Source organism: Spiroplasma endosymbiont of Andrena trimmerana (assembly GCF_964019575.1).
GTDB lineage: Bacteria > Bacillota_I > Bacilli_A > Mycoplasmatales > VBWQ01 > Spiroplasma_E.
The window spans coordinates 750,360-767,277 of the sequence record NZ_OZ026455.1 but is presented as its reverse complement, the minus strand read 5'-3'; the positions used below and the strand labels follow the sequence as shown (position 1 = coordinate 767,277).

General features: G+C 22.7%; 25 protein-coding genes. 6 read left to right on the top strand and 19 right to left on the bottom strand.

What is annotated here, in order from left to right:
* Positions 1 to 8 precede the first annotated feature (8 nt).
* The 15 genes from AACL03_RS04475 to AACL03_RS04405 all read right to left on the bottom strand — a co-directional run bounded on the left by AACL03_RS04475 (position 9) and on the right by AACL03_RS04405 (position 6,085).
* Positions 9 to 158, bottom strand: coding sequence for a hypothetical protein (locus tag AACL03_RS04475; RefSeq protein ID WP_339039536.1), 150 nt, complete (start codon positions 156 to 158; stop codon positions 9 to 11).
* Positions 159 to 167: 9 nt separating this feature from the next.
* The gene (locus tag AACL03_RS04470; protein ID WP_339039534.1) at positions 168 to 1,223 is read right to left on the bottom strand and encodes a hypothetical protein; all 1,056 of its coding nucleotides are present in this window, start codon (positions 1,221 to 1,223) and stop codon (positions 168 to 170) included.
* Positions 1,224 to 1,225: 2 nt separating this feature from the next.
* Positions 1,226 to 1,417 carry a hypothetical protein gene (locus AACL03_RS04465; RefSeq protein ID WP_174481228.1) on the bottom strand — a complete coding sequence of 64 codons (192 nt, stop codon included), beginning with the start codon at positions 1,415 to 1,417 and terminating at the stop codon, positions 1,226 to 1,228.
* Between the two features lie 9 nt (positions 1,418 to 1,426).
* The gene (locus tag AACL03_RS04460) at positions 1,427 to 1,624 is read right to left on the bottom strand and encodes a hypothetical protein (protein ID WP_339039532.1); all 198 of its coding nucleotides are present in this window, start codon (positions 1,622 to 1,624) and stop codon (positions 1,427 to 1,429) included.
* 2 nt (positions 1,625 to 1,626) lie between these two features.
* A complete protein-coding gene (locus tag AACL03_RS04455; protein ID WP_339039530.1) occupies positions 1,627 to 1,950 on the bottom strand; it encodes a hypothetical protein in 324 nt (107 codons plus the stop codon).
* Between the two features lie 12 nt (positions 1,951 to 1,962).
* Positions 1,963 to 2,223, bottom strand: a complete 261-nt coding sequence (locus AACL03_RS04450; protein WP_338956747.1) for a hypothetical protein — start codon at positions 2,221 to 2,223, stop codon at positions 1,963 to 1,965.
* Between the two features lie 34 nt (positions 2,224 to 2,257).
* The gene (locus tag AACL03_RS04445) at positions 2,258 to 2,458 is read right to left on the bottom strand and encodes a hypothetical protein (protein WP_339039529.1); all 201 of its coding nucleotides are present in this window, start codon (positions 2,456 to 2,458) and stop codon (positions 2,258 to 2,260) included.
* Between the two features lies 1 nt (position 2,459).
* Entirely contained in the window at positions 2,460 to 2,648 is a 189-nt protein-coding gene (locus tag AACL03_RS04440) for a hypothetical protein (protein WP_174481232.1), read from the bottom strand.
* The gene (locus AACL03_RS04435) at positions 2,648 to 2,773 is read right to left on the bottom strand and encodes a hypothetical protein (protein WP_339039527.1); all 126 of its coding nucleotides are present in this window, start codon (positions 2,771 to 2,773) and stop codon (positions 2,648 to 2,650) included. Before AACL03_RS04435 ends, AACL03_RS04440 begins: the two co-directional genes overlap by 1 nt.
* Position 2,774: 1 nt before the next feature.
* Positions 2,775 to 3,632, bottom strand: a complete 858-nt coding sequence (locus AACL03_RS04430; protein WP_339039525.1) for a hypothetical protein — start codon at positions 3,630 to 3,632, stop codon at positions 2,775 to 2,777.
* A gap of 101 nt (positions 3,633 to 3,733) precedes the next feature.
* The gene (locus AACL03_RS04425; RefSeq protein ID WP_338959227.1) at positions 3,734 to 3,928 is read right to left on the bottom strand and encodes a hypothetical protein; all 195 of its coding nucleotides are present in this window, start codon (positions 3,926 to 3,928) and stop codon (positions 3,734 to 3,736) included.
* A 49-nt stretch (positions 3,929 to 3,977) separates the two neighbouring features.
* The gene (locus AACL03_RS04420; protein ID WP_339039523.1) at positions 3,978 to 4,265 is read right to left on the bottom strand and encodes a hypothetical protein; all 288 of its coding nucleotides are present in this window, start codon (positions 4,263 to 4,265) and stop codon (positions 3,978 to 3,980) included.
* 210 nt (positions 4,266 to 4,475) lie between these two features.
* Complete coding sequence (locus tag AACL03_RS04415) at positions 4,476 to 5,168, bottom strand: hypothetical protein (RefSeq protein WP_339039521.1); 693 nt, start codon at positions 5,166 to 5,168, stop codon at positions 4,476 to 4,478.
* A 60-nt stretch (positions 5,169 to 5,228) separates the two neighbouring features.
* Complete coding sequence (locus AACL03_RS04410; protein ID WP_339039519.1) at positions 5,229 to 5,732, bottom strand: rolling circle replication-associated protein; 504 nt, start codon at positions 5,730 to 5,732, stop codon at positions 5,229 to 5,231.
* Positions 5,618 to 6,085 (bottom strand): hypothetical protein, encoded by a 468-nt coding sequence (locus tag AACL03_RS04405; RefSeq protein ID WP_339039517.1) that lies wholly within the window; start codon positions 6,083 to 6,085, stop codon positions 5,618 to 5,620. Before AACL03_RS04405 ends, AACL03_RS04410 begins: the two co-directional genes overlap by 115 nt.
* A gap of 143 nt (positions 6,086 to 6,228) precedes the next feature.
* Between AACL03_RS04405 and AACL03_RS04400 the strand changes: the two genes are divergently transcribed.
* Positions 6,229 to 6,870 carry a hypothetical protein gene (locus AACL03_RS04400; RefSeq protein ID WP_338957930.1) on the top strand — a complete coding sequence of 214 codons (642 nt, stop codon included), beginning with the start codon at positions 6,229 to 6,231 and terminating at the stop codon, positions 6,868 to 6,870.
* Positions 6,815 to 8,842, top strand: coding sequence for a hypothetical protein (locus AACL03_RS04395; RefSeq protein ID WP_339039515.1), 2,028 nt, complete (start codon positions 6,815 to 6,817; stop codon positions 8,840 to 8,842). Before AACL03_RS04400 ends, AACL03_RS04395 begins: the two co-directional genes overlap by 56 nt.
* On the opposite strand, the gene AACL03_RS04390 is transcribed toward AACL03_RS04395, so the two are convergent.
* The gene (locus AACL03_RS04390; RefSeq protein ID WP_338957926.1) at positions 8,839 to 9,315 is read right to left on the bottom strand and encodes a hypothetical protein; all 477 of its coding nucleotides are present in this window, start codon (positions 9,313 to 9,315) and stop codon (positions 8,839 to 8,841) included. The two genes, AACL03_RS04395 and AACL03_RS04390, sit on opposite strands and share 4 nt — an antisense overlap.
* A gap of 59 nt (positions 9,316 to 9,374) precedes the next feature.
* Positions 9,375 to 9,674: a hypothetical protein gene (locus tag AACL03_RS04385; protein WP_338956837.1), complete on the bottom strand. Its 300-nt coding sequence runs from the start codon at positions 9,672 to 9,674 to the stop codon at positions 9,375 to 9,377.
* A gap of 298 nt (positions 9,675 to 9,972) precedes the next feature.
* Between AACL03_RS04385 and AACL03_RS04380 the strand changes: the two genes are divergently transcribed.
* Complete coding sequence (locus AACL03_RS04380) at positions 9,973 to 11,094, top strand: Mbov_0401 family ICE element transposase-like protein (RefSeq protein WP_339039513.1); 1,122 nt, start codon at positions 9,973 to 9,975, stop codon at positions 11,092 to 11,094.
* A 228-nt stretch (positions 11,095 to 11,322) separates the two neighbouring features.
* Here the strand turns inward: AACL03_RS04380 and AACL03_RS04375 are convergent, their stop codons facing one another.
* Together AACL03_RS04375 and AACL03_RS04370 are read right to left on the bottom strand one after the other, a co-directional pair.
* Positions 11,323 to 11,613, bottom strand: coding sequence for a hypothetical protein (locus AACL03_RS04375; protein WP_339039511.1), 291 nt, complete (start codon positions 11,611 to 11,613; stop codon positions 11,323 to 11,325).
* Positions 11,614 to 11,764: 151 nt separating this feature from the next.
* Positions 11,765 to 12,373 carry a hypothetical protein gene (locus AACL03_RS04370; protein WP_339039509.1) on the bottom strand — a complete coding sequence of 203 codons (609 nt, stop codon included), beginning with the start codon at positions 12,371 to 12,373 and terminating at the stop codon, positions 11,765 to 11,767.
* A gap of 521 nt (positions 12,374 to 12,894) precedes the next feature.
* Between AACL03_RS04370 and AACL03_RS04365 the strand changes: the two genes are divergently transcribed.
* The 3 genes from AACL03_RS04365 to AACL03_RS04355 all read left to right on the top strand — a co-directional run bounded on the left by AACL03_RS04365 (position 12,895) and on the right by AACL03_RS04355 (position 16,916).
* Complete coding sequence (locus AACL03_RS04365; protein ID WP_339039507.1) at positions 12,895 to 14,013, top strand: hypothetical protein; 1,119 nt, start codon at positions 12,895 to 12,897, stop codon at positions 14,011 to 14,013.
* Positions 14,014 to 14,015: 2 nt separating this feature from the next.
* Positions 14,016 to 15,710, top strand: a complete 1,695-nt coding sequence (locus AACL03_RS04360) for an ATP-binding cassette domain-containing protein (RefSeq protein WP_339039505.1) — start codon at positions 14,016 to 14,018, stop codon at positions 15,708 to 15,710.
* Positions 15,711 to 15,797: 87 nt separating this feature from the next.
* Complete coding sequence (locus tag AACL03_RS04355; RefSeq protein WP_338958857.1) at positions 15,798 to 16,916, top strand: ABC transporter permease subunit; 1,119 nt, start codon at positions 15,798 to 15,800, stop codon at positions 16,914 to 16,916.
* Positions 16,917 to 16,918 lie beyond the last annotated feature (2 nt).

Below are 16,918 nucleotides of genomic sequence, written 5' to 3'. Positions count from 1 at the left end.
TTGCAATTTTATTTACTTGCACTTACAAGTATAACTCAGCTTTCAAAAAATAACTTTAATTTATCTACATCAAAATCAAAAAATAAAGCAGTAAACGATGATATTAAAAAACAAAAAACAACTCCACTACAAATTTCAAATAAATCTTTCTTTTTCATAATAAACTCCTAACCTATAATTAAACTAATTGCTCTAACAAATAATCATAAAGGTATAATATTTTCTATTCCACTAACAATATCAACATTTAAAGCAGTACTAATAATATCTGAAAAAATATGTCGTAATAAACTATCTGTTGTAAAAAGAAACTGTCTTAATGGTTCTACTGGTAAAACTTTACCAACAACGCCATAAAGTAGTCACCTAAAAACATTACGTAATTGTCCAAAAACATCATATCAAGACACACGTTCATACTCGGGGTTAAAAGGACTAATTGGTGGTACTGGATTAATATCTTGTGCAGAAAAAATATTCATCTGACCAAACTTAACATGCAAACCGTCACGATTAGTTAAAGAAGATAAATCAAAATCAATTGTTAAATGCTTTAAATTTGGAACACGAACCGGCATAGTAACAAAATTATATTTTCCTAAATTGTAAACACTATCTTTATCATTTAATACACCTTTAAAATTATAACGAATATTACCTTCATAATCTAAAAATGAAAATGTATAAATAGAAGAAAAATAACTAAAATATTCAGCAGAAATATAAAACATAAAACCTTGTATATAAAAACTCAAAGGTTTTGTAATTTCAAAAGTCAACTTAAAACTTAAATTATTAGAAACATTATAATTTCAAAAAACTAACTCATTAAACTTACCAGTTTGTATATAATTATGATTAAATAAAATAAGAGATAACTGGTCTAAATCTTGCTCTGTAAAATCATAATTTGTAGATAAATCACTAACTCGTCTATCAAAATTACCTACAACATCAGAATGAAATTGAATTGAATAAGGAGTATCAGTAGTTTTATGTACAACAGCAGAAACTAATTTTAAATCTGGTTGGCCAACATCAAAATAAGCAGAGTTTCATGGAATAGTTGCTCAATCATTAAAATCATTATATTTAACGGGTTTAACCATATCGCTAGTTATAGTGTAATTACTTTCACTAGGTGCATTAGAAACAATTAAACTAGTTGGTGCTTGAACAGTACTATTTACAACAAAAAATAATTTAACAAACTTAAATCACATAATTATTTACCAAATAAACATTTTAAAATTCACCATGAACCATAAAATATAATAAATCCAATAAAAAACTGAGTTCCATAAACTACTAAATTTCATAAAATAGTAGTAAAATCATCAACTGGACTACCTATAAACATAGTTCAATAATCAACTATACATTGATGTATTTTATTATAAATATCTCAAACACTCATATTTAACACCTACCCAAATAATGACCTAAAAATAAATTTAATACTACGATAAACAAAATTAAAAAATACACCTAATACCAATCAAAAAGTCAAATTAAACAAAATATAAACTTCATCAGTAATATTTGGTTGATTTAAAAATATTGAAATATCTTTATTAGAAAATATAAAAATTAAATGCAATATACTATTCACAAAATCACTCATAATTAATTACCTACAAACTTCCCTTTTTTATTTTCAACACCCTTAGCCTTATTTTTTAAACGTTTTCTTTCATGTTGTTTAGCAATTTGCTTTCCAACAAATTTTGAACTTCCCTTAATATTTTTATAACTTTGTTTTACAGTACCCGATGTAGAAACTGGCTGAATATCAATACTTAAAAAAACTGACATAGCAAACTTTATTAAAAGAATAAAAACAACAAAAGTTCCTAAGTTAAAACCTAAATCTGCCATTGGCAAATTTCAAAATTTCATAAAGATTTGTGTAAATAATTCTAAAATTTTTGAAATAAAAGCAACACCCATAATAAACTACTCCTATATTATTTTTAATAATTTTAAAATTAATGAAAAAGTAAAAAGTACTAAAATAATTGCTAACAATGGTGCTGGCATAGAAACTATTTGTTGTGAACTATCACCAAAAATAAAACTTTTAATAACCAAAGATAAATTATGTAAACCAGAAAAATCAGTAATATAACTTTGTAAAATATTTTGCACAATATTATTTAAAGAAGGTAAAAGTTTACCCAATAAAGGAAAAACAAAAATTATTGCAAAAAATAATTTAATCATAACTATTACCTCCTAAAAATAACTTTAATTCTTTCTATCTAAATCCACGAATAATATGTCCTATGAATTCTTTAATAAATACTAAGATCATCATAAATATTGGAATTAATACCGGTCAATTTGTCATAATTGAGTCACCAGCAAATACTCAATCAAATACATAACTAAAAGATTCTAATAATTTTTGGCCAATACCTCCAATCATATTTAATAGTGCGGTTAAACCTGCGGGCATTCTAATCACCTCCCTCCTCTAATTCTTTTCTTGCTCTTTCTTTCCGTTTTTGTTCTTTACAATACCAACAATCTGGGTCAATTACATTATGCTTTTTATGTTTAAATTTTCAAATTATCTTTTTAATAGTACCCTTAAAAGCCCAAGCAGTACCAAGCACAGCAATTATCACAACTATTCATTTAACCATTATTTTCTACCTCCTAAAAAACTATCAAAACTCATATTTTCATATAATCTCTGTTCAAAATTTCTTTTTGCCTTTTTCTTATGCAACTTTTGTCTTGGCATATTTTTTCATTTATCTTTTTTCATTTTAAACACCACCTAGTGTATAAGCATAAGAATAATCCCAGTTTAAACTTGCTCTATCTAAATTAATCTCCGACATACTATCATCATTTAAATCAACATCAACCATACTGTCATTTGTACTTTGATAATCACTAACACTACCATTAATTAATCTTGCTCTTTCATCTGTAAATACTTCTTGTAATTCTGTATTATTATATGTACTTCCCAAAGGTAACAATAAAGTATTAATAATCTCACTTGTTCCGGCAATAATCGTAGGAATAGCAAAATAATTATTAAAATTATTATTAATACCCATTGCAACACCACTACTAATCAAACAATCACCAGGACCCATATTTGCTATTTTACGTATAGTTTCAAATCTATTAGGTATTAATTCAGTTAAACCACTAATAACATTCGCTATACCAAAACTATTTAAAGATATATAAGTATCTCAATCTACAAAAGGTTTATCAATTACTGGCTTAGGAGTTGGTATTGGAGTAGGAATTGGTGGTTCAGTAGGACAAGGTGGCCAAAAACAAGGTTCATCTCTTAATAAAGAAACTGACTTATCTACATACTGAACAAACTTAGCATAATTAATTAAACCAATTGTTCCTAAACCTAAAAATATCTTTTTATAACTATTAATAACTTTATTTCTAGTAGTAGGTCTTTGATTAATATTCCATATATCAATTCCTAACTTTTTACTAAATAACAAAGAATTAATAGAACCTAAAATTGGGTCTTTTAAATATTGACCATAATAAGCACTAACTCCTACCATAGCACTTAATGGACTTAATCCAGTTCTTAAAATTTTAGTTAAAGTATAATTACTAGTTTGTTCTAATTCGTTAGGCATAAATAAAACTCCTTACTTTATTAATAAGGAGCATATTTATACTAATTAGAGTAAGGGGCAAAAATACACTAAAAAGTATATATATGCCCCTTATTTAATTTTTAATTTTCTTTTTGTTGTAATTGTTCTTTTTGTTTAACTAAAGCAATATCTAATATGCAATTTGGACAGTAATATTTTCCAGTATATAAATTTTGTAAAACTCTTTTAGGACAAATAACTTGATCACAAAGTTTACATATATACATTGCTAAATGAAAATGTTGTTCACAAGCACAATTATTAATTTTTGACATAACTTAAATCCTTTAAATAATTATTTAACAATTACCCTATAATAAATAACTATTTAGTTTTTAAATTATGTATGTCAATAATTTTTGCTTCTCACGTTATTTCAACATCATAATAAGAACCAAGACTTAAATTCATTTTAGAAAGTTTAGTAAATAATTCACTATCATGTAAAACTCATTTATCCTTAGATTTTTCACCAGTTGATATTTTAATACCTTTATCAGTAACATAAAACGGCGAAAAAGTAAGTACATCATAATTTTTGGACTTACCACTTTTCTCATCTTTAATTACTTCATTATTTCTAATTTTTGTCAATTGACATAAAAAATACATCTTAACCTCCTAGACAGAGACTTAATTTAAGTCAGATTAATAATGCGGGTAATTAACATTATTAATTATAATATAACATAAAAAAAATAAAAAACAACAAAAAACGCCATAAAGAAAAATAATGTCTGTCTAGGACACAGTAATTATCTTTATGACAATAACCATTATATATATATATATATATATATACAAGTATTTTTCTAATATTTTTTATAAATTTTCAACAAGAAAGTGAGAATTAATTAATTCTTCCATAACAAATTTAACAATGCTTAATTCTTTATCTGTTGCTACTTTTAATTGATGATTTTCATTATTACCAAGATTTTTAACTAAATCTAACTTACTAGCTCAATTTTTACCTAATAACTGACTTTCTTTAATATGATTTACATAATAAGGAAATTTTTCATCTCTTTTATATTTACAGCCTAATTCACAAGCAAAATGTATTAATAATTTTCTTGCTAGCAAAGTAGCACAAGAATTAAGTTTCAATTTTAATGCAAAAAAATATTCTTTTAATAAAGAAAATAAAATATCTTGTTTCTTTTGTTTTAAAATATCTAAAACCTCTAAACTTTTATTATTTAATACAGCAATATTATACATTGGTTTACCAGAAAGTATATTAAATGATATTTTTCCACAACTTCGATAACTACAAACAAAACTTATTTCATCATTATCAATTAATTTACCGCATAAATCTTTATTATGAACTTCATAATTATTATTACAATATCCAATATAAACATAATTACTACTTATAAGTTGTTTATTAAGACAATTAGAACAAATAAAACTCTTATTTTTTATTTCAGAACAATAATTTATACTATTATTATAATTACAGTTTACATTAAAATTATATTTTTCATATTTATAAGGACAATTTTTCATAAATATAGATTTTTCCTTTATTTATTTTATTAATCACTAAAAATTATATCAAAATATTTTCTAATGTAAAATTCTTTTTCCAAAATTAGTTTTTAAATAATTTCGTAAACGCAAACTTTCTAAACTTACATAAGGTTCAAAATCCTTAAAATTATCACCAAAAACAGTAGTATCAAAACTTCCACCAAAAAGAATAGTACGACCTAAATTATCAATTTTCTTTTTAAAAAATTGTGTATGTAAAGCATTAACAGAAGCATCAATTAAACGTTGATACAACATCACTTTTTGACCTTTAACTAATTTGGGATTAGAACAATTACGAGAAAAAGTATAAGCACGCACACCTAAATCATATTGATTTTGAGATTTTATATCATTTTGTACTTTTACTACATATTTGCTTAAATATTTAACTATATTTTCATTTGTACCTTTTCTAACTACTCTTACATCATTAAAACCAAATGGTCATCATTGTGGTAACATACTTTTATGTATTTTTCTATTAAATAAAATATGAAAATGTATAGCACCTCGTTTTTGATATTCATAAACATACATATATTTAAGTTCACACCTAAATACTTAATACGTTTTGGATTATTTCATCAACGTTTTAAACGTTTAAAGAATATAGCAATATCATGTTTTGCTTTATTAATATCTTGCATATTATTAGCATAAGTTAAAGTAACAAAACTTAAAACTTTTGAATTATAAAAATTATGATACGCTTTATGTATTAATTTTGTTTTAGTACGAATTGCATTATTACGTAACTTTTTATCATTAATACCTAAATTTTTAACACCAATTTCATTACGCTTATTATTTAATATAGCACTCATAGGTAAAATTATATTTTTAACATAAGCACCATAATATATTTTTTTAATATAAAAATTTTCTTGCATATATAAAACTCCTAGACAGTATTATTAATTTTATATATTTTTACTAACAAAATAATCATAACACAAAAATCAAAATAATTAATAAATTATCTTGCGGTGAATTGTGATACTTAATAAATATTAATTATATACCAATATCAATTATGCGAAATAAAGCAAATGAGTTAGCAGATTGTGATAAAGTAATGGATAAAATTAAAGCATTAGATGTTATTTATGAACAAATTGTTTTAGATACCATTTTAAATTCACCTAAATTTATATTTAGTCAAACTTATGGTAATGTTCAATCAACATTAGAAGAAGCAGTAAGAACATTAGTTACTAAAAACTATATATTTAAAAGTGGTGGAGATAATAATGAACAAAACGAAAATATCAATATGACAAATAGTAATTTTAAAGGTAAAAATTTAACTGATATATACGATTGAAATGTTAATGAAATATTTAAACGTTGTGGTATTCATATACCAAGTCAAAAGAAATCTGCACAACAATCAGTTCCCGAAAGTACAGCTGTAAATATTTCAACTATTAATTATATTGAACAAAAATTATGACAATTTAATATTGATATTCTTAAATTTATTCAAATATTAGTAAGTGTTGATAAAGACTTATTAAATAGTAAAACCTTTAATATTAATGATGAACAAGAAATTAATAACTTAACAGTTAAATTAAAATTATTTAATCCCGAAAATAACCAATTAATAGGAGAGAACAATGGAAAACAACAACAAACCACAAACGAAGTTTCCACAGAAACAGAAACAAACTAAACTTAATCAGGCAGAAGTAGAAAATGATTATTTAATTGATAATATTCCTTATGATTTTACTAATATGATGAGTGCTACTAGTGACCCAGATATTAATAGAGCATACGATGAATTTAAAAAAAGAACTATATATATTTATGAAATTGAACGTTTATTTAAAAATAATGAAAATAATAGTTTAAGATTTTCAGCAAATACTATTAAAATAGGTTTTATTGATATTGATAAAGTATTAAAAACTATTGCAGTTGAAACATCAGACTTTACTATGCAATTAAATCAAAGAGCTAGCACAAATATTAATGATAATACTATTGAATATAGTATGACTGATATTAAAAATTTAATATTTCAAGAAATAAATTTATTAAATCAATTTAAGTTATATGCAGTATCTATTAATGAACCATTAACTGAAAATAATATTGATAACTTATATATAATTAATAATTATTCACAACCTTATCAAAATCCAAAAACAAGAAGTACTAAAAGTATTACTATTATTAAAATTAAAGATTTTAAAACAAGAGATGGTTATCCCATTATTATTAAATTACAAAAACCATTAGATAAAGATACAAAAGTTATCGGTTTAAAAATTAAAGCCCCTAGAAGCATGATTTTCGGTAATATAAAGGTACTTGGTGAAGTTGACAATATGGAAGTATACCCAAAATTATTTGTTAAAGATAAGATAGCATTTCCCCTATTATCAATGCCTATTGAAACTCAACCAAAAGTTAGAATATTACAACAATGATTTAGTGAACAAATATTACCTTGACATTTAGCAAAACAATTTATAGAACAAGAAAAATCAGTTTTAGATTTAATTGCTATTGGTGGTGGAAGTGAAACAAGAAAAGAAATTATTAATAATGCAAGAGTAACTAATGCTAAAATTGGTTATGATGTTACTAAAAATTCAAAAGTATGACCATTATCTGATGAACTAGAATTAAAAGATACAAAATTAGAGTCATGATTTTTAGCAGGTAACTATAATTTATTTATTTCTACAACTAATAAATTTCATGATGTTGAACTAGAAATAAATGATAAACCACCAATTGATAGTTTACAACAACTATTATTAGACATGTTAAGTTACACATATAATTATAATCGTAATTTTGATGGAGCATCATTAGACCCAACAAAATCACCAAATAAAATGGACATGTTAAGAGGAAAGTTTGAAAATCAAAAACCCGATGAAGTAATAACTAATTTATTTAAGCAATGAAAATTAGATTATCCTAATTATATTAATTTAGAGCAAGTGAAAATATTTAAACAACTAATTATTATGTTATCAAATAATATTTATTCAAGTATGTCAATTAATAAAGGTTTAAATGATGATAATAAAATATTGTTACCTTATTATTTTGAATTAAAATCAAATCCAATACATCCTACTAAGGAAGATATTTGACAATTTAAAAATGCAAAAGTGATTTTAAAATCAGCATATTTTGATTTTACAGATATAAATAACATTAAACTAAAAAATAATGATATTAGTCAAAATGAATTATTTAAACTAGATGATAATCAATTTAATTGATTATCTATTACAAATGAATTAGAAAGTAATAATATTCCATCATTAATTCCAGCAGATTGAACACTAGGTAATGGAGAATATGGTAAATATTTTACAAGAGCAATTATTGATAAAAATAAAATTAAAAATGCTTTAAATTTATATGGTTCAAATAAATCTCAATTATTTTCTAAATTAGAATTTTATAAAGAAATTATAAAAATTGATAATAATAATGAATTTGAATTACAAATTGAAAATCCGATTAATAATTTAAATCGGATTGAAATTAGTGGGATATTTGGTGCTGGTAATTATAATTTAATTTTAATAACAGATAAAGAAGAAATAGACTTAAAAAATATTAATTTATTTGATAAATATAACGAAAATATTTCTTATATAAATTTAGAAGTTTAATTATCAAAGTAACCTTTTCAATATTTTCCATTTCATTTAATATCTACATCATGTAACTTTTTATTTGAGCAGTATAAAGAATAATAAGAACCATTATACATATTAACTCATATTGGAGCATTACATAATACTACTGTATGGTCTGGTTTTTCATAAGAATTAAATTTGTTATTTTCATGGGTAAGCAGCCCCCCCATGATTAATCCTATTGTTCCAGTTGTAGCACCAGTTAGTGCTAATGCTAATGTTATTTTACTTAAATTTGCTTTTATTCATGTTTTCATAATAAATTTCTCCTTTTTATTTTTTCTTAATTTTTCAGAAGTTTTTAATCATTTTGGTAATAATTCATGTTCTAAATTAATTGCATGATTTTCACAAAGAAAAAGACTAAATGTTGTTGATTTTAATTCTAATAAAACAATATTACTTCATTTGTTATTACAATTTTTACTTTGACAAACAACATTCATTTTTCAAAATCTTTTTTAAAGATTTTAAATTAGTTACAACTTTTAATGATTTTCCTTTACTATTTTGCATTTAAATTCTCCCTTTTTAAAATTTCTTTTCCTGTTTGACTAAAACTAACTTTGGGATTTATTTTTTTATTTTCTTGGTGAATAAACTCTGCTGCTTTTAAATTAACAAATTCTGTATGTAATTTTGGATATTTTCTTCATTTTTCTATTGTTGCATTTGGAATTCATTGATTACCAATAAAATCTGTAAATTTAATATTATGCTCATTACAAAAAATATCATATTTTTTATTAAAAAATTCTTTTCTTTTATTACAATTTATTATTAAACATTTATTTATTTTGCTCATTTAATTACTCCTTTTTTCCTTGATTTTACTTATAAATTGTACTATTTTTGATTATTTTTACAAGTATGCTTTTAAACTCAAAATAATGCCTAAATTAAAGGTGTTTATTTTGTGATACCTATACTATTAATTATATTGAAATTGTTTGTTATATTTTAAATATGAAAGTGGTTTTTTAAATAATTTTTATTTTATTTAAAATTACACTTATATATTTATATAATAATTAAGTAAATTAATTTTTTAAATATATTTACAATAAATTTAGATTTTTTTAAAATAGTTAGGAGAAGTAAATGTGAATTTTAATTATAAATGAAATTTTAGAGAACAAAGTGCAAAAATTGATAAATTAGTTTTAGAACATATAACAAAAAAATGAGAAAAATGAGATTGAAGAATAAAAAATACAAGAGATAAAAAGAAATATAAAATTGTTGATTATCAATATCGAACAAGAAAAATAATGTATGGATTAGTAACTTATAAAAGAAGAATTTATGAATATTTTGATGAAAAATTACAAAAATGAGTTCGTGTTTTTTTAGTTGATGAATGACTAGAATTACCTAAATATAAAAGAATTGGTGAAGATGTTGAACAAACTATTATTGAATATTTTGCTGATGGAAAAAGATATCATGATATTTGTGCTATTTGTAAAAAAGCAGGTATTAGTGTTAGTACTGTTCATAGAGTTTTTAAAAATTTAGAAGTAATTGAAGCAAATCCAGTAAAAGTAAAATTAGAAAAAAATCAACCTATTTTTGTAGCAATTGATGATGGACATCGAAAGTTTTGAGATTTTAAACGTAAAGGTATAAAACACTCTATGAGATTAATAACAACATATACAGATAATATTAATCATAAAGTACAAAATAAAAGAGTAAAAGCAATTATTAGACCAACAAGAACAGCAATTGGAGTTAAAAAAACTGCTGAATTTGTTAAAGAACATTGTCAAAAATTTTATGAAAATGTTGAACAAGCAAAAATAATTATTTGTGGAGATAGTGCTGGATGAATTAAAGATGTAGCAGATTATCTTGGTGCTGAGTTTGTTTTAGATAAATTCCATTTAATTAGAACATTATATCTTGGTATAATGGCGGGAAATAAAGGAAAATATTGAAGTGAATATAATAATTGTAAAGATTTCATTAATAATGGTCAATATGAACAATTAATTGATTATTTATATAAAGAATTAGATAATCATAAAAAGTTAAAAAAACAATATTTTAAAAATAATAAAAAAGGTATTGTTAATCAAGGTGCAAAATGAAATATTGGTTGTTTTACTGAAACAAATATTTGACATGTTTTAAAAGAAATGATTGTTAATAGAACATATAGTATTTTTATTTATATAAAAATGGTTATTTTTAAATGTAATCAAATAAATTTAAAAACATAATTTTACTTATTTTAAAATAAAAAATTAAAAAAACTTATTAAATTAAAAGTTAATAAGAATTTTTGTTATATATTTATGTTAATTAAATTATTAAAATGTTTTTATAATTTATAAAATTGAGTATTTTAATTGTAATATTTTTAAATTAGTAGTAAGATAAATTTACAATTTCATAAAAATCCAAATTATTTCTTGTCTAAATTTATAATAAGACTACAACGATTTAATTTATTCCGGATTTTTGACAATCTCCCAAAGAGTTGTTATAAAATAAATTTTATTATTGATTGGTAAAATTTCTTCATGGATGTTTTTTATTTTTTTTAAGTCTTTATTTTTAATATTTTTTATTTCTTCTTCGAGTGTTAAAATTTGATCATCAAATTTTCTTTTTTCATTTAAAGATGTAGTTTTATTTATTTTATCATTTAATTTTTCAATTTCTTTTTCTTTTTTATTAATTTCTATATTTTTATTTTTAATATCTTCATTTAATCCGACTGTATAAGAAACAGGCAATCCCTTACTTAATGAATTTAGTGGTATAGATTCTTGTTCTAAAATTTTTTCTTTTTCATCTATTTCTGCTTCTAATTTAATCTTTTCTCTTTTTCAAATATTTTGTTCTCTAATTTGTTTTCTTGTAATATTTTTATTTTCTTTTGGACTATTATTTTTTAATTTTTCGTTTTCTTCAATTATTTTTCTTTTTTCTAAAATTTCTTTTTTTATATTTTTTTTGTTGTTTAAGTTCTTGTAATTCTTTTTTTTGATCTTGCAACTGATTTTTTAAATCTAAAATATCTTTATATTCATCTAAGATTGTTACAGCATTATATTTAAAATTGTCGAAGTTAATATTTTTTTGTTTTTCTTGTTCTAATGACTCAATTTTATTTTTAAGTTGCTGATTTTCTTTTGTTAGTTCTTTAATTTTTTTTGATTTATCTAATGATTCTTTTACTGATTTTGCATAAAGACTACTTATTTCTTCTAATTCATTAGCTGTTTCTTGCATATTTTCACTCTCTGTTAAAATAATAGAAACTGTCTCTGGATTTTCTATATGACTTTTTGATGGGTTATCATTAATTATTACATCTGTTAATTGATTATTAGTGTTATTAATTTTATTAAATTTAAATGTTAACCCACCATGTCTTTCTTTTTTTCTTCCTTTTTTATTTTTAAATGTAGAATTTGATTGGTTTAAAATATCTTTCATTTCTTTTTGTGCTGTTATTTTTTGAAATATTTCTGATTTATTTTTGTTTGCCATTTTAATACCTCCTTTTAACAAAAAAATCCATTTACTTTCCTATAAAAGTAATTGGTTAAAACTTATGTATACTAATAATAATTGTATATTATCAAATTTTATGTATTTTACAATTAATTAATTTATTATTAAAAATAAATATAAAGTATGTAAAATTTATATAAATAAGTCAAAGTTAATAGTAAATAATTTATTTTTTTTGTTTTTTAAAATCATTCAAAAATTAGAATTTCAAATAAATGATCTAGCAAAAGATATAAATAAGAACGTAAATGCGACTAAAAATAAAATTAAAATTCCTCATCATTACATTTTAGGAATAACAAAAGAAAATAACTTTGAAAATAATAACAAACCAAATATTACTATTAATAAAATTAATTGTCATAAATCCTTTTTATTTATATTCTTTATTATTTTTTTAATAAACCGTTTAATTAATTTGCAATAAATTGATTGTTTGATATTAAACTAAGATTTCTTGTATAATTATAAATAAGTATTATTAGTAGGTGGTTTTTATGTTTCGACGTTTTCTATTATTCACTATAATTTTGCCAACAATAACTACTATTAGTAGTAGTATTTATGCTTGTACTTGGAATTTACAACCAACAGTTTTATTAATAACAAGTTATCAACAAGCACAAAATCAAAACATTTATGACCGACTTGTTTATCAAAAGTTACAAACTTTTTATGGTAAAGATCATGTAGTAACATTGTTTAGTTCTCAAGATGATAATTATTATGTATTAATGTTGAGGAACTTTTTATCTACATATAATATCAAAAAAGTTTATATTTTAAATCCTAGTTTTCAAAAGTATATTCCACATCATAGTGAAACTAGTAGTTATTCTACTAAAAACTTAATTAGAGTATTACAACAATTTCAGAATGTTAAATTTTATTTTTTTAATAATATTATTGCTGATACGGTTAAAGTCACTAATAATATTTATGATATTAGATATAATACTGATAACGTAACTAGTAGCCATTTAAATTATGGCAGTAAAATTGCTGAACATTTTCAACAAAATGTTCAGGATGGAATAATAAATAAAAAATATAACTTTGATGTTGATGACAACGGTAAATTGATAGTTAGAATTGGTATTATTAATAATATTGGTATTGATTATGATCAAACTATTTTGAATCAATTTGCTGAGATAATTAATGGTATTGATAATCCAAAAATTACATATAAAATTATTTATGTTAATCCTCATGATAGTTTTGTAACAAGTAATATTTATAGTGCTGATAGTGTTGCCGGTGTTGGTCAGATTGCCCAATCATTATATGAAACACATGGTGTTAATTTTATTATTAATACTAATTATTGATATAACAGTATTATTGCTTATACTGCTAGGTTAATATCTTCCCGTCCAACTTATAGTAAAACTATTAGTTTTATTGGATCTAATGTCATTAATAATAATGATTATGTTTATGATGATATTAATTATTTAGCTTTTGGTTTTATGCCTGGTTTGGAAATTTTTGATGAGACATTTAACGAAGAAATTAATCCTAATTTTAAAATTATACCTAGTGCTTCAGAAAGTAAAATCCAAACTTATGGTGTTAATAACATTGATTTTACTAATCAGTATGGAGATATATAATTATGGAAAAAACAATATTGAAGTTACAAAAAATTAGTAAATATTATGATACTCGTGTTATATTTGAAAATGTTAATTTAGAAATAACACAAGAAATTCATGCCATTGTTGGTAATAATAGCGTTGGTAAATCAACGTTAATTAGAATGCTTGCTGGTTTTGAACAACCTTCTAAAGGAAAAATTGTTATTAATAGTTTAAGAAAAGGATGTTATTTTCCTCGTGATCCTAGTGAAATGCTTTATTTTAGAATGGCTTATGCTGGTCAAGAAGATTTTTTCTTAGACAATCTTACTGTTAAACAAAATATTATACTTGGTAATGAACCAACTATTGCCAAAATTTTTCCTAATTGAAAAGAAGCTGAATTTAAAATTAATAATTTAATGGAAAAATATAAAATTAAGCTTAATTTAAATAAGAGAGTATCAACACTTGCGATTGAAGAATTAAAAAAATTATCTTTGCTTCGTGCTTTATTCAAAGAACCTAAAATATTATTGTTAGATGAACCAACTGTTGGTTTATCTGATAGTCAAAAAGTAGAGTTTTGAATGATTTTTAAAACATTTCGTAATGAAGAAATAACGGTCCTTTTCACAACTAGAGATGAAGAATTTGCTAAAATGGTTGCTAACCGAGTATCTTGAATTGAAAACTTAAATATTGGTAAAACAAAAGTAATGAAATTAGAAGAAAATACTAAATTATTTACAACTAATTATTGAGGTAAGATTTTTAATTATAAAAAGCCAAAATCGATAAATTCAGTACCAATGCTTTATATTGATAATCTTTCTTTGAATAAACCTAATATTTCAAATTTTCATAAAATTGAATTTGCAATTCGCCCTGGTGAAATATATGGTATTTATGATTATGAAAACCTTTATAGCGAGGTTTTACTTGAAAGTATAGTACGTATGATTAAAACGCAAACAGGACGCATTTTTTTTCAAGAACAAGAAGTAACTTATTTTAAACCGCAAGAAATTAGTAATTTAGGAATTGATTGAATATCTGGACATTATAGTAATACTGCTATAATTCCTGATGCCACTTTATTTGAAAATTTTACCTTTTGAAATTATAATAAAGAAAAATATGTAACTAAATCCGGAGTTGTCAAAACAGCCGTTGTTAATAAAAAGGTACGAGAAATTATTAAAAAATATCAAATATTTAACGATAATAATATTTTTATTAAAATTAATAAATTATCAAAAGGAGAAATGCAGAAATTTGTATTAGCAAGAAGTATTGAAGAGCAACCACAATTATTAATTTTATCTAATCCATTTTCTGATTTAGATGAAAATTCTTCATTATTAATTATTAAAAAGATAATAGAGTTACGCGAAAGTGGCTCAAGCATTTTAATTATTGATACTGATCCGTACTTATTACAATTATTGTGTCAACGAGTAGCAGTTATTTATCACAAACAATTTGTTTGTAAATTGGAAAATAAAGATGTTAAAGTTGAAATAATGAACAATCCAGCACTATGACATGATTATCCTATTACAAATGAAATAATTGTTAAAACTGATAAAATGTATCAATTACCACAAACAAAGTGAAGTTTGAAAAAGAAAAAAATAATTAGAACAATTAATTATTTGAAAAGACCATTTGTCAAAATTACTAGTTGAATTAATAAAAAAATGGAAAATATTAGGTCAAGGTTGGGTTAAAAGATGTTGGAAAATATTAAAAAATGAAATTTTTGATTAGTGGGTACATTATTATTACTAATAACTCTATTTTTTGTTAGTTTATTAATGCTATGTTTACAAGTTAATCCATTATCATTTTGGAAAACTATTTTTATTAATCCTTTAACTAATTTAGTAAGTTTTAGTAATTTAATTGAAACATATAGTATATTAATATTAACAGGATTAGCAGTAGCTATTACTTTTAAGTATCGTATTTATAACTTTGGAGTTAGTGGTCAAATGTTATTTAGTGCTATGGTAACATATGTATTGGCAGTAGCTATTTATAAGAGTGGTGGTCATAGTCAATGAATTACTCCTTTTCTTTTATTAATTGCAGTTTTAATTGGTGGTTTAGCCGGTTTAATTATTGCAATTTTAAAAACTTATTTTAAAATTCATGAAATTATTAGCACTATTTTATTTAATTTTATTGCTTGAGAAGGATATAAAGGTTTAATAGCCAGTAATGTTTATCATAACTTAAACATTCCAACGCAAATTACTAATATTAGATTTTCATTAATTAGTGGACCTTTTAGCATTAGTAATTTATTTTCTGCTGGTATTATTATTGCTATTATTGTCTTATTAATCGCAATTATTATTTTTAATAATCGCACTCTTGGTTTTAAATTAAACGCAATTGCTAAAAATCCCGTTGCTGCAAAATATGCCAGATTAAATCCTCAATATCAGGGTTTAATAATTTTACCAATTTCAGGAGCGATAGCAGGAATTGCTGGTTATCTTTATTTTTTAGGAGTTAATAATAATTTACCTTCGCTTTCTGCTCCAATTCAAGAAGGATTTTATGGGATAGTAGTAGCTGCTTTAGCGGGATATACACCAGGAGTTATTTTATTTTCATCATTTTTTATGAGTTTATTTATTAGTCCTATTGAAAATAATGCTTTTATGTATTTGAAAAATCCAGAAATTGCAATAATAGTATTATCAATAACCATTTACATTATTGGTATTTATCCTTTTATTTGGCATTACTTAACTCATTCTATTGCTATTAAAGAATATTTAATAAGACTAAAAAAGAAGCTAATATGAAAAAAAGAATTAATTAAGGATGAACAACAAAATGTTAAAATTGTTAATGTTGAATCAAAATCTTCAAAAATTTTTAAAAAAAAGAAAATATTTAAAAGGAAAAGGAGAAAAAAATAATT